This window comes from Roseateles sp., assembly GCF_044373315.1.
Taxonomy (GTDB): Bacteria; Pseudomonadota; Gammaproteobacteria; order Burkholderiales; family Burkholderiaceae_C; genus JACDQM01.
The window spans coordinates 1-12,521 of the sequence record NZ_JBILQK010000091.1 but is presented as its reverse complement, the minus strand read 5'-3'; the positions used below and the strand labels follow the sequence as shown (position 1 = coordinate 12,521).

General features: G+C 66.6%; 12 protein-coding genes. 7 read left to right on the top strand and 5 right to left on the bottom strand.

The window, feature by feature from the left end; translation table 11 throughout:
• The 3 genes from ACIQ67_RS16485 to gatC form a co-directional block, all read right to left on the bottom strand.
• Window positions 1-552, bottom strand: a 552-nt coding sequence (locus ACIQ67_RS16485; RefSeq protein ID WP_397535465.1) for an alpha/beta hydrolase, incomplete at its 3' end; no start/stop codon positions are given.
• Window positions 549-2,033, bottom strand: coding sequence for an Asp-tRNA(Asn)/Glu-tRNA(Gln) amidotransferase subunit GatA (gene gatA, locus ACIQ67_RS16480; protein ID WP_397535464.1), 1,485 nt, complete (start codon window positions 2,031-2,033; stop codon window positions 549-551). The genes ACIQ67_RS16485 and gatA, both read right to left, overlap by 4 nt.
• Window positions 2,034-2,044: 11 nt before the next feature.
• The gene (gatC, locus tag ACIQ67_RS16475; protein WP_397535463.1) at window positions 2,045-2,344 is read right to left on the bottom strand and encodes an Asp-tRNA(Asn)/Glu-tRNA(Gln) amidotransferase subunit GatC; all 300 of its coding nucleotides are present in this window, start codon (window positions 2,342-2,344) and stop codon (window positions 2,045-2,047) included.
• A 289-nt stretch (window positions 2,345-2,633) separates the two neighbouring features.
• Between gatC and ACIQ67_RS16470 the strand changes: the two genes are divergently transcribed.
• The 5 genes from ACIQ67_RS16470 (at window position 2,634) to rodA (ending at window position 8,547) form a co-directional block, all read left to right on the top strand.
• The gene (locus tag ACIQ67_RS16470) at window positions 2,634-3,677 is read left to right on the top strand and encodes a rod shape-determining protein (RefSeq protein ID WP_397535462.1); all 1,044 of its coding nucleotides are present in this window, start codon (window positions 2,634-2,636) and stop codon (window positions 3,675-3,677) included.
• A gap of 153 nt (window positions 3,678-3,830) precedes the next feature.
• Window positions 3,831-4,751 (top strand): rod shape-determining protein MreC, encoded by a 921-nt coding sequence (gene mreC, locus ACIQ67_RS16465; RefSeq protein ID WP_397535461.1) that lies wholly within the window; start codon window positions 3,831-3,833, stop codon window positions 4,749-4,751.
• The gene (gene mreD / locus ACIQ67_RS16460; RefSeq protein ID WP_397535460.1) at window positions 4,748-5,269 is read left to right on the top strand and encodes a rod shape-determining protein MreD; all 522 of its coding nucleotides are present in this window, start codon (window positions 4,748-4,750) and stop codon (window positions 5,267-5,269) included. The genes mreC and mreD overlap by 4 nt, the downstream gene beginning before the upstream one ends.
• 21 nt (window positions 5,270-5,290) lie before the next feature.
• Complete coding sequence (gene mrdA / locus ACIQ67_RS16455; protein WP_397535459.1) at window positions 5,291-7,396, top strand: penicillin-binding protein 2; 2,106 nt, start codon at window positions 5,291-5,293, stop codon at window positions 7,394-7,396.
• Window positions 7,393-8,547 (top strand): rod shape-determining protein RodA, encoded by a 1,155-nt coding sequence (gene rodA / locus ACIQ67_RS16450; RefSeq protein WP_397535458.1) that lies wholly within the window; start codon window positions 7,393-7,395, stop codon window positions 8,545-8,547. Before mrdA ends, rodA begins: the two co-directional genes overlap by 4 nt.
• A gap of 3 nt (window positions 8,548-8,550) precedes the next feature.
• On the opposite strand, the gene ACIQ67_RS16445 is transcribed toward rodA, so the two are convergent.
• On the bottom strand, window positions 8,551-10,035 hold the full coding sequence (locus ACIQ67_RS16445) for a sensor histidine kinase (protein WP_397535457.1): 1,485 nt from the start codon (window positions 10,033-10,035) through the stop codon (window positions 8,551-8,553).
• Window positions 10,036-10,081: 46 nt separating this feature from the next.
• The gene (locus ACIQ67_RS16440) at window positions 10,082-10,753 is read right to left on the bottom strand and encodes a response regulator (RefSeq protein ID WP_397535456.1); all 672 of its coding nucleotides are present in this window, start codon (window positions 10,751-10,753) and stop codon (window positions 10,082-10,084) included.
• A gap of 156 nt (window positions 10,754-10,909) precedes the next feature.
• Here ACIQ67_RS16440 and recA point away from each other — a divergent pair, with 156 nt between their 5' ends.
• Window positions 10,910-11,959 carry a recombinase RecA gene (gene recA / locus ACIQ67_RS16435; protein WP_397535455.1) on the top strand — a complete coding sequence of 350 codons (1,050 nt, stop codon included), beginning with the start codon at window positions 10,910-10,912 and terminating at the stop codon, window positions 11,957-11,959.
• A gap of 23 nt (window positions 11,960-11,982) precedes the next feature.
• Window positions 11,983-12,420 carry a hypothetical protein gene (locus tag ACIQ67_RS16430; protein ID WP_397535454.1) on the top strand — a complete coding sequence of 146 codons (438 nt, stop codon included), beginning with the start codon at window positions 11,983-11,985 and terminating at the stop codon, window positions 12,418-12,420.
• Window positions 12,421-12,521 lie beyond the last annotated feature (101 nt).

The following is a 12,521-nucleotide window of genomic DNA, read 5'->3' as shown; positions in this document are numbered from 1 at the left end:
GCTGGGGCTGCCCAGGATGTAGTGGCCGAACAGCTCGGGCTGGCTGAGCATCACATGCAGCCCCAGCAGCGAACCGTAGGAGTGACCGATGAAAACCTGGCGCCGGGCGTCGCAGCGATAGTGCTGGCCGCCCTTTCCCGGGCGACGGTGGGGATCGCTGGGCGTGTAGTCGCGCGCGCGGTAGTCGAGGTGGCTGAGACCTTGCTCCGGTGCCAAGCCAACCAAGATGAAGTCCTCGATATTCTGGCCACGCCGGCCCACGAAGTTGCGGATGGTGCGCAAATAGGCATGGCTCCAGGGAGCGTCGGCGGCCACGACAACCGGATAGCGGCGCCGGGCAGACTCCGGCTCGCCGTAAGAGCGAGGCAGGTCGACCCAGATCGGGTAGACGCGAGCACTCTCACGCGCGGTCAGCAGATGGGCGACGGTGTTCTCCAACACCAGCGGCGTGGCATCAGGCTTTGGCACAACAGCCGGCTGCGCCCAGGCCTGCAGCGAGGGCAGGCCGGTGGCGGCGCCAACGGCAGCGCACAGCAGGCCACGTCGCTTCATAGGCTCGGCGCTTGGCTGTGCCAGTCGCTGTGTTGCTGCAGCGCATGCGCGGCGTGCAGCAGCTGGCCTTCCTTGAAATAGTTGCCGATCAGCTGCAGGCCCACGGGCATGCCGCCTTCGCCGAAGCCCACCGGCACGCTCATGCCGGGCAGGCCGGCCAGCGAGCCAGGCAGCGTGAAGATGTCGGCGAGATAGGCCTTGACCGGATCGTCAGCCCCTTCGCCCGCCTTCCAGGCCACCGTTGGCGCCACCGGGCCGGCGATCAGATCGCACTGTGTGAAGGCCTGCTGGAAGTCGTCGGCGATCATGCGGCGCAGCTTCTGCGCCTGCAGGTAGTAGGCGTCGTAGTAACCGTGCGAGAGCACATAGCTGCCGATCATGATGCGGCGCTTGACCTCAGGCCCGAAGCCCTCCGCGCGGGTCTTCTTGTACATGTCCAGCAGGTCGTCAAAAGCGCTCGCGCGGTGGCCGAACTTGACGCCATCGAAGCGCGAGAGATTCGAGCTGGCCTCGGCCGGCGCGATGATGTAGTAGACGGGGATGGCCAGCTCGGTGCGCGGCAGGCTCACATCCACCAGCGTGGCGCCCAGCTTCTCCAGCTCGGCAAGGCCTTGGCGCACCGCGCCGTTCACATCGGCGGACAGCGCGGCAGGGAAGAACTCCTTGGGCAGGCCGATGCGCAAGCCCTTGAGCGGCTGGGCCGCGGTGGCGCCTTCGCGTGCGGCCAGCATCTGCGCATGGAAATCCTGCGCCGGCTGCTGCACGCTGGTGGCGTCGCGCTCGTCGAAGCCGCTCATCGCAGACAGCAGCAGCGCGCAGTCTTCGGCGCTGCGCGCCATCGGGCCGGCCTGGTCGAGGCTGGAGGCGAAGGCGATCATGCCGTAGCGCGAGCAGACGCCGTAGGTCGGCTTGATGCCGGTGATGCCGGTGAAGCTGGCGGGCTGGCGAATCGATCCGCCGGTATCGGTGCCGGTGGCGGCGGGCACCAAGCGCGCGGCCACGGCGGTGGCGCTGCCGCCCGAGGAGCCGCCGGGCACACGGCTGAGGTCCCAGGGATTGTGGGCCGGGCCGTAGGCGCTATTTTCGTTGGCCGAACCCATCGCGAACTCGTCGCAGTTGAGCTTGCCCAAGGACACCGTGCCGGCGGCGTTCAGCCGCGCCACCACGGTGGCGTCGAAGGGGCTGCGGTAGCCGGCCAGGATCTTGGAGCCGGCCGTGGTGGGCATGTCGGCGGTGACGAAGATGTCCTTGTGCGCCAGCGGCACGCCCAGCAGGGCGCCGGTCTCGCCGGCGGCGCGGCGGGCATCCGCCGCTGCGGCGGCAGCCAGGGCGGTCTCGGCATCGACATGCAGGAAGGCGCCCAGCGCTTGCGCCGCGGTAACACGCGCAAGCAGATGTTGGCTCAGTTCGGTGCTGGAGACGCTCTTGGCGGCCAGCGCGCGGCCCAGCTCGGCCACGCCCATTTCATGCAAAGGCTTCATCGGGGACACCATCACTCAATGACCTTGGGAACAAGGAACAGGCCGTCCTCGACGGCCGGGGCGCTGCGCTGGTTGAGCTCGCGCTGGTTGGTCTCGGTGACACGGTCCTCGCGCAGGCGCAGCTGGACGTCCTGCACCGCCGACAGCGGCGTGTACAGCGGCTCAACGCCGGCCGTATCCACCGCGCTCATCTGCTCGACGATGGAAAAAAAGCCGTTCAACTGGCCGAGCAGGGCGCCCCGCTCAGCCTCAGAAAGCTCCAGGCGCGCCAGGTGGGCGATGCGACTCACGTCTTGGGGGGTCAGGGCCATGGGAAGTGCAGTTCCTCAGGGTTCAACAGGGGGCAAAAAACTAGGCCCGGCAAGGGCTTGCCGCAGGTTCATTCATGGGGGGTTCGGTTATTATCTCCCCTTATCTCCATGACAAGCGGCGCATAGGCGATCCGGCAGTTCGGGCCCGGCGCCGCGGCCCATGGCCCCATACCGCAGTGCAGCCCCCCAGGGCTGCACTGTTTTTTCGACCGACAGCCCCAGCCAGAACCCGCCGCTTCTCTGTGGCACCCAGGTTTAAAAACCGGGCTCTGGCTTCCCTGACAAGACCATGTTCGCCTCCCTGCGCCGCTATTTCTCGACCGATCTCGCCATCGACCTCGGCACCGCCAACACCCTGATCTACGTTCGCGGCAAGGGCATCGTGCTCGACGAGCCCTCGGTCGTCGCGATCCGCCACGAAGGCGGCCCGAACGGCAAGAAGACCATCCAGGCCGTCGGCCGTGAGGCCAAGGCCATGCTGGGCAAGGTGCCGGGCAATATCGAGGCGATTCGCCCGATGAAGGACGGCGTGATTGCCGACTTCACCGTCACCGAGCAGATGCTCAAGCAGTTCATCAAGATGGTGCACGACACCAAGATGCTGAAGCCGAGCCCGCGCATCATCATCTGCGTGCCCTGCGGCTCGACCCAGGTCGAGCGCCGCGCCATCCGCGAATCGGCGCTGGGCGCCGGCGCCAGCGAGGTCTACCTGATCGAGGAGCCGATGGCCGCAGCGATCGGCGCCGGTCTGCCGGTGTCGGAAGCCTCCGGTTCGATGGTGGTAGACATCGGCGGCGGCACCACCGAGGTCGGCGTGATCTCGCTGGGCGGCATGGTCTACAAGGGCAGCGTCCGCGTCGGCGGCGACAAGTTCGACGAGGCCATCATCAACTACATCCGCCGCAACTACGGCATGTTGATCGGCGAGCCCACCGCCGAGGCGATCAAGAAGAACATCGGTAGCGCCTTCCCGGGCTCCGAGGTGCGCGAGATGGAAGTCAAGGGTCGCAACCTTTCCGAAGGCGTGCCACGCAGCTTCACGATCTCCAGCAACGAGATCCTAGAAGCGCTGACCGACCCGCTGAACCAGATCGTTTCCGCGGTGAAGAACGCGCTGGAGCAGACCCCGCCCGAACTCGGCGCCGACATCGCCGAGCGCGGCATGATGCTGACCGGCGGTGGCGCGCTGTTGCGCGACCTGGACCGCCTGCTGGCCGAGGAGACCGGCCTGCCGGTGCTGGTGGCCGAAGATCCGCTGACCTGTGTGGTGCGGGGTTGTGGCATGGCGCTGGAGCGCATGGAGCGCCTCGGCTCCATCTTCACTTCCGAGTAAGAGTGGCCTACCGCGCGGACCTCATGCGTCGTTGGGCGGTGCTCGCAATCCTCACGTACAGGAAGTACGTTCCGGTTGCTGTGCGCCGTCCGCCTAGCCTGACGCCCGCTCGCTACGGCCAATAGACTGTGCAACGCGATCACGCCTTTCGCCATGCCACTCGGCACCCTTGATCGCAGCCCCCCTCCCTTCTTCCGCCAGGGCACCTCGGCGCTGACCAAGCTGCTGCTGTGTGCAGCAGCCGCGGTGCTGATGATGGTGGCCGATGCCCGCTTCAAGCTGGCTGAGCCGGCGCGCGCCGGTCTGGCCCTGGTGCTGCACCCGGTCCAGCGTCTGCTGCTCAGCCCGGTGGACGGCTGGGAGCGGCTGCAGGACTATCTGCGTGGCACCGAAAGTGCGATGGCCGCCGAGGATCAGGCGCGGCGCCAGCTGGTGCTGCAGGCCGAGAAGCTGGGCCGCACCGAGCAGCTGCAGGCCGAGAATGCCAGCCTGCGCGCACTGCTGGGCCTGCGCCCGGCGTTGACGGTCAAGTCGCTCGCCGCCGAAGTGCTGTACGAAGCCACCGATCCTTATTCGCGCCGCGTCGTCGTCGACCGCGGCAGCGCCCAGGGCATGCCGCCGGGCGCGCCGGTGATCAACGATGCCGGCGTGCTGGGCCAGGTGACGCGGGTCTACACGCTGTCGTCCGAGGTGACGCTGCTGGCCGACAAGGACGCCGCCATCCCGGTGCTGAACACCCGCAGCCAGGAGCGCGGCGTGGCCTTCGGACTGGGCGATGGCAGCGGCATGGAGCTGCGCTTCATGGCCGCCAATGCCGATGTGCGCGAGGGCGATCTGCTGACCACTTCGGGGTTGGATGGCCTCTATCCGCCCGGATTGCCGGTGGCGCGCGTCAGCCATGTCGAACGGCGCGGCGACAGCAGCTTCGCCCGCGTGGCGCTGACGCCGGTGGCCCGCGCCGAAACCGCGCGCCATGTGCTGGTGCTGCTGCCGCAGCAGGAGCTCTTGCCAGTGCGCGCAGAAGCTGCCGCGGCGGCCGCCTCGGCACCGATCGGAAAGGGGCGCACTCGATGATCATGCCGCGCGGCACGGGTCAGCTGCTGCTGCCCGCCAACCCCTTCTTCATCGCCTTCACGCTGCTGCTTGGCCTAGCCGCCGACATGGTGCCGATGGGCCGGCAACCGGCCATGCCCGACGTCCTGGCGCTCATCCTGGTGTTCTGGAACGTGCACCAGCCACGCCGCGTCGGCGTGGGCTGGGCCTTTGTGTTCGGCCTGCTGGTGGATGTGCACCATGGCGCCCTGCTGGGCCAGCATGCGCTGGCCTACAGCATCCTGAGCTTCGGTGCGGTGAGCCTGCATCGCCGCCTGCCCTGGTTCGGCCCGCTTGAACAGGCCCTGCATGTGCTGCCGCTGTTCGTCCTGGCCCACGCCGTCTCGCTGCTGGTGCGCATGGCGGTGGGCGGCATGTGGCCCAGCTGGTGGCTGCTGCTGGCGCCGCTGTTGGAGGCCGCCCTGTGGCCGCTGGCCAGCGTGCTGCTGCTGGCCCCCCAGCGCCGCGCGCCCGATCCCGACGCGCATCGTCCGCTGTGAATTGCCGGTGACCGCCCAGCCATGACCGTGCTGAACAACGTTGAGCGCGAAGCCTCGCGCTTTCGCCTGCGGGCGGTGGTGGCCGCGGGCTTCGTCCTGTTCTGCTTCGGCCTGCTTGTCGCACGACTGCTCTATCTGCAGGTCACCAAGCATGAGGAACTCCTGGAGCAGGCCGAGAGCAACCGCGTGGCGGTGGTGCCCATCGTGCCCAACCGCGGCCTGATCAAGGACCGCAACGGCATCGTGCTGGCCAGCAACTACTCAGCCTACACGCTGGAAATCCAGCCCAGCCGCGTCAAGGACCTGGAGAGCACCATCAACAGCCTGGCCGAGGTGGTCGAGATCCAGCCGCGCGACCGCCGCCGTTTCAAGCGCCTGCTGGATGAGAGCAAGCACTTCGAGTCGCTGCCCATCCGCACCAAGCTCAGCGATGTGGAGGTGGCGCGCTTCACTGCGCAGCGCTACCGTTTTCCTGGCGTGGAGATCAAGGCCCGGCTGTTCCGCAGCTACCCGCTGGGCGAGGTGGGCAGCCACCTGATCGGCTACATCGGCCGCATCAATGTGGCCGAGAAGAAGGCCATGGAGGACTGGAGCGAAGAAGAGCTGGCCAACTACCGCGGCACCGAGTACATCGGCAAGCTGGGCCTGGAGCAGGCCTATGAACGCGAGCTGCACGGCATCACGGGCTTCGAACAGGTCGAGACCAGCGCTGCCGGCCGCGCCGTGCGTCGGCTGGCACACCGCCCGCCGACGCCGGGCAACACGCTGGTGCTGTCGATCGACATCCGGCTGCAGGCGCTGGTGGAAGAGCTCTACAAAGACCGCCGCGGCGCACTGGTGGCCATCGATCCGCGCAACGGCGAGGTGCTGGCCTTCGTCTCGAAGCCGACCTTCGACCCCAATCTCTTTGTCGACGGCATCGATGTGGACAGCTGGCGGGAGCTCAACGAGGACCTCGACAAGCCGCTGCTGAACCGGGCTCTGCGCGGTACCTACCCGCCGGGATCGACCTACAAGCCCTTGATGGCAATGGCCGCGCTCAACAGCGGCAAGCGCGCGCCGGGCACGATCGTGATGGACAACCTGATCTACAGCTTCGGCGGCCGCAATTTCGGCAGCCCGGAGACCGACAGGCCCGGCCCCAAGGACATGCGGCTGGCCATCGTCGGCTCGTCGAACGTGTATTTCTACAGCCTGGCCAACGAGATGGGCGTGGACCTGATCCATGACGAGCTCGAGCCTTTCGGCCTGGGCCGCCGCACCGAAATCGATCTGCTGGGCGAGGTCACCGGCGTTCTGCCCTCGCAGGATTGGAAGCGGCGCTACTTCGCCAAGAGTCCGGCGAACCAGAAATGGTTCGCCGGCGAGACCATCTCGCTGGGCATCGGCCAGGGCTACAACAGCTTCACGATGCTGCAGCTGGCCAATGCCTATGCAACAGTGGCCAGCGGCGGACAGCGATTCAAGCCGCGCTTGGTGCGCGAGATCGAGGACGTGGTCAAGCATGAGCGTCGCCGCGTGGCCAGCGACGCGCTGCAGCCACTGCCGCTCAAGCCCGCCGATGTGCAGGTGATCCTTAGCGCGATGCATGGCGTGACGACCGAGGGCACCTCGCGCGCCGTCTTCATGGGTGCGCCCTACACCAGCGGCGGCAAGACCGGCACCGCGCAGGCGGTCGGCCTGCGGGCCGGCGAGAAGTACAAGGACGTCAAGGCTGACGAGCGCAAACGCGACCACTCGCTGTATGTCGCCTTCGCACCGGCCGAGGCGCCGTCCGTCGCGCTGGCCGTGATCGTCGAGAACGCCGGCTGGGGTTCGACCTCGGCAGCGCCGATTGCGCGGCGTGTGTTCGACTATCTGCTGGCCGGCCAGTACCCGAGCGAAGAAGACATTCTGCTGACCCAGCAGGGCAAGAGCTCGGCGCCGGTGGGCAAGCCTCGCGTGGCACTTGAGCTGCCCTTGCCGGGCCAGCGGGCGGCCAGCGCGTCCGATGGATCCGGTGCGGCCAGTGCCGTGCCGAAGCCCGCAAGCAGCCCCGCCCCAATCAGGCCGCCCAAGCCCGTCGCATCGGCACCAGCGCCGGCACAGGCCGCATCCGTTTCGCCGGCACAAGGAGCCAGCCGATGAACGCCGTGATCAGCAAGGCGCCACTGCGCCAGCGTCTGCGCCCCTGGCTGGAGGGCTTCGATGGCCCGCTGCTGGCGATCATCCTGGGTCTGGCCGCGCTCGGCTTGCTGAGCATGTACTCGGTCGGTTTCGACCATGGCACGCGTTTCGTGGACCACGCCCGCAATATGGTGCTGGCCTGCATCATCATGCTGGTGGTGGCACAGACGCCGCCGCAGCGCCTGATGAGTCTGGCGGTGCCGCTGTACACCGTGGGCGTGGCGCTGCTGATCGCCACCGCGCTGTTCGGCATCACCAAGAAGGGGGCCACGCGCTGGCTCAATGTGGGCATAGTGATCCAGCCCTCCGAGTTGCTGAAGATCGCGGTGCCGCTGATGCTGGCCTGGTGGTTCCAGAAGCGTGAAGGGCAGCTGCGCCCGCTGGATTTCGGCGTGGCCGCCTTGATCCTGGCGGTGCCGGTCGTCCTGGTGGCCAAGCAGCCCGATCTGGGCACCTCGCTGCTGATCCTGGCGGCGGGCCTGTACGTCATCTACTTCGCCGGCCTAAGCTGGCGCCTGATCGTGCCGGCGATGAGCGTGGCGCTGCTGGGCATCGCGGCGCTGGTGGTGAGCGAGGAGCGGATCTGCCAGCCCGAGCTCGAGTGGCCGGTGCTGCGCGAGTACCAGAAGAACCGCGTCTGCACGCTACTGGACCCGCACAAGGACCCGCTGGGCAAAGGCTTCCACATCATCCAGGGCGAGATCGCGATCGGTTCCGGCGGCATCACCGGCAAGGGCTTCATGAAGGGCACCCAGACGCATTTGGAGTTCATCCCCGAGCGCACCACCGACTTCATCTTCGCGGCCTATGGCGAGGAGTTCGGCCTGCTCGGCGCCTTGGCGCTTCTGACCGGCTTCACCGCGCTGATCATGCGCGGGCTGTGGATCGCAGCTCAGGCGCCCAGCCTGTTCGGCCGTTTGATGGCCGGCGCCATCACGCTGAGCTTCTTCACCTATGTGTTCGTCAATATGGGCATGGTCAGCGGCATCCTGCCCGTGGTGGGCGTGCCGCTGCCCTTCATCAGCTACGGCGGCACCGCGATGGTGATGCTGGGCCTGAGCCTGGGCATCCTGCTGGCGATCGCCAAGAGCCGGCGCTCGTTCGCCAAATAGCCCTCAGCCCTTCTGCAGCGGATGCGCGGCGAAGCGCACCGTAAAGCGCGCGCCCGGCCCCTGGCCTTCGGGCGCCTCGCGGCGGCTGCGGGTTTCGTCCAGCGTCAGCTCGGCGCCATGCTGCTGAACGATCTCGCGCACGATGGCTAGGCCCAGGCCCGAGCCATCGACATTGGTGCCCAGGGCGCGGTAGAAGGGCTGGAAGACTTTGTCGCGCTCACTCTCCGGAATGCCGGGGCCAGAGTCCTCGACCTGCAACACCGAGACCTGGCCGAAGGGGTCTTCGACCACGCGCACCGTCACCGTGCCGTGCTCCGGCGTGTAGAGCAGCGCGTTGTCGACCAGATTGCGGATCAGCTCGCGAATCAGCAGCGGCTGGCCGTTGATACGCAGAGTCGAGCCGGATTCATCGGGGCCCTCGAAGCCCAGGTCGATGCGCTTGTCCATGGCACGCGGCACGAAGTCGCGCACCGTCTCGATCGCCAGCTCGGAGAGATTGACCTCGCTGCGCCGCATCGCATGCTCCTGGTCTTCAGCGCGCGCCATCGCCAGCAGCTGATTCACCATATGGGCCGCGCGCTGGCTGGACAGCGAGATGTGCTGCAGCGAGCGCTTGAGCTCGGCCGGCGAACTGCGACCTTCATCGATCTCGCGCTGCGCAAACTCGGCCTGCGTGCGCAAGCCGGCCAGCGGCGTCTTCAGCTGGTGCGCGGCGTCCGCCAGGAAGTGCTTCTGCGCGCTGAGCGATTGATCCAGGCGCTGCAGCAGGTCATTGATGGCGCGCACCAGCGGTGCGACTTCGTCAGGGATGCGGCGCTCGTCGATCGGGCTCAGGTCCGAGCTCTCGCGTGAGCGGATGCGGCGCTGCAGGTCGTTGAGCGGGGCGATGCCGCGCGCCAGCGCCATCCACACCAGCAACACCGCCAAGGGCAGGATCACGAACTGAGGCAGGATCACGCCCTTGATGATGTCGTTGGTCAGGTGCGCGCGCTTGCCCAAGGTCTCGGCCACCTGCACGAACATCATCTGGGTGCTGCCGGCCATGCCCTCCGGTGCCACCCACAGATAGGCCACCCGAACCGGCTCGCCGGCTACTTCTTCATCGCGGAACTGGACCGCCCAGGGCACGATGGTCTGACCAGGCTCGAGTTCGGGCACCGGCAGCTGCGAGTCGCCATTGAGCAGCTCACCACGCAGGCCCAGCACCTGGTAATAGACGGTGTCATTCGCATCGGCGCGCAGCAGCGCCGCCGCCTCTGGCGCCAGCGCGTAGCGCGAGCGCTTGCCGTTCTCAGCCTTGACCGCTGCGACCTGCAGACCCAGATTGCGCGCCATCTCGCCGAGCTCGCGGTCGTAGGGCCGCGCCGCGATGCCTTGTGCCACCAGCCAAGTCAGCGCCACGCTGACGGGCCAGATCACCAGCAGGGGCGCCAGCAGCCAGTCGAGGATCTCGCCGAACAGCGAGCGCTGTTCGCTATTGACGGCCATGGATGGGCGCCAAGCCGGTAAGCATCAGCAACAAAGCCCCGGCGCCTCAGCCCGGCACCTTCTCGAGGCAGTAGCCCAGGCCGCGCACCGTCGCGATGCGGATCGGGCCTTGCTCGATCTTCTTGCGCAGGCGGTGGATGTAGACCTCGATGGCGTTGTTGCTGACCTCTTCGCCCCACTCACAAAGACGCTCCACCAACTGGTCCTTGCTGACAAGGCGCCCGGCGCGCTGCAGCAGCACCTCCAGCAAGGACAACTCGCGCGCGGATAGCTCGATCATCTGGTCATTGATATAGGCCACGCGGCCCGTGGCATCGAAGGACAGCGGGCCGTGCTTGATGATGCTGGACGCCGTGCCCAGGCCGCGGCGCGTCAGCGCGCGCACCCGCGCTTCCAGCTCCTGCAGCGAGAAGGGCTTGGCCATGAAATCGTCCGCGCCCAGGTCCAGGCCCTTGACGCGCTGCTCGACACTGTCAGCTGCCGTCAAGATCAGGACCGGTGTGGCCGAGCCCCGTGTGCGCAGCTTGCGCAGCACTTCAAGACCGTGCAGGCGAGGCAGGCCCAAATCCAGGATCACGAGATCGAATTCGTGTGAGGCGAGCGCCGCATCGGCCTCACTGCCGCTACTGACCTGATCCACCGCATAGCCCGAGGCACGCAAGGAACGGAGCAGCCCATCGGCCAGCACCTGGTCGTCTTCCGCAATCAGTATTCGCATTCGCTGTCTCCGTCGAGGACTCCGCCTCTGGCTGTTCTTCCTTGATTCTAGGGAGCGCCGCACTGCTGACAGAACTTGGCAGGAGTGCGGCCCTGAACTACTGTACAGATATACAGATTGCACGCCATAATGCGCGCAGCCTACTGAGGAGAATCTATGGACGCCCCCGTCAAAGCCAATACCGCCGCCGCTGCCGAGAAGGCCAAGGCCCTGCAAGCCGCGCTTGCCCAGATCGAAAAGCAATTCGGCAAGGGCTCCATCATGCGCCTGGGCGAAGGCGAAGTCATTGAGGACATCCAGGTGGTGTCGACCGGCTCTCTGGGGCTGGACATCGCGCTGGGCGTTGGCGGCCTGCCCCGCGGCCGCGTGGTCGAAATCTACGGCCCGGAATCGTCGGGCAAGACCACGCTGACGCTGCAGGTCATTGCCGAGATGCAGAAGCTTGGGGGCACGGCCGCCTTCATCGACGCCGAGCACGCGCTGGACATCCAGTACGCGCAGAAGCTGGGCGTCAACCTGCAAGAGCTGCTGATCAGCCAGCCCGATACCGGCGAACAGGCGCTGGAGATCGTCGATGCGCTGGTGCGCTCGGGCTCGGTGGACCTGATCGTCATCGACTCGGTTGCAGCACTGACACCCAAGGCCGAGCTGGAAGGCGAGATGGGCGATTCCCTGCCCGGCCTGCAAGCCCGCCTGATGAGCCAGGCGCTGCGCAAGCTGACTGCCACCATCAAGAAGACCAACTGCACGGTCATCTTCATCAACCAGATCCGCATGAAGATCGGCGTGATGTTCGGCAGCCCGGAAACCACCACCGGCGGCAACGCGCTGAAGTTCTACGCCTCGGTGCGTCTGGACATCCGCCGCATCGGATCGATCAAGAAGGGCGAAGAAGTGATCGGCTCCGAGACCAAGGTCAAGGTCGTCAAGAACAAGGTGTCGCCTCCCTTCAAGACAGCCGAGTTCGACATCCTCTACGGCGAAGGCATCAGCCGCGAAGGCGAAATCATCGATATGGGCGTGGTGGCCAAGGTGGTGGAAAAGTCGGGCTCCTGGTATGCCTACCAAGGCGAGAAGATCGGCCAGGGCAAAGACAATGCGCGCGAGTTCCTGCGTGAGAACCCCGACATTGCCCACGAGATCGAGAACAAGATCCGCGAATCGCTGGGCGTCGCGCTGCTCAACACCGCAGCCGCTGACGAGTGAGCCAGGGCGGTCCATTGCAAAGCTTGAGCGACCCCGAAGCCGCTGAGGCAGCCCTGGTGCGGCGCTTCTGGGCGCTCTACCAAGCGCGCCGGTGGAGTGAAGCTCAGGCCTTGCTGCACCCCGAAGCCTATTGCAACTGGTGGGCCACGGCCGAGCGCTTCCAGGGTGCCGCGGCGATCGTGCATGTCAATGCGATCTATCCGGAAGGGTGGACGCTCTATGTGCTTGAACTCAACCCGCTGGGCGCTGGCCGCGTACACAGCCTCGTGCGTGTGGAGCAAGCGGGGCAAGTCTTCTACGCCAACAGCTTTTTCCAGTTCAAGCAAGGCCTGATACAGAGCCTCGATGAATACTGGAGCGACCAGGCACCGGCTCCGTCCTGGCGCGTCGATGGGCAGTTGCCCGGCCTTCAGAAGCTGGGGCCTGATCTGCGCGCGGGCCTCAGCTTGGATTTGGCTTGATCCACGGCGGCAGGCATTCATGGTTGTCGAAAAGGCCAGGAAACCCCTTTCGCTGAAAATGCGCGCCATCGCGCTCCTAGCCCAGCGCGATCAGAGCGTTA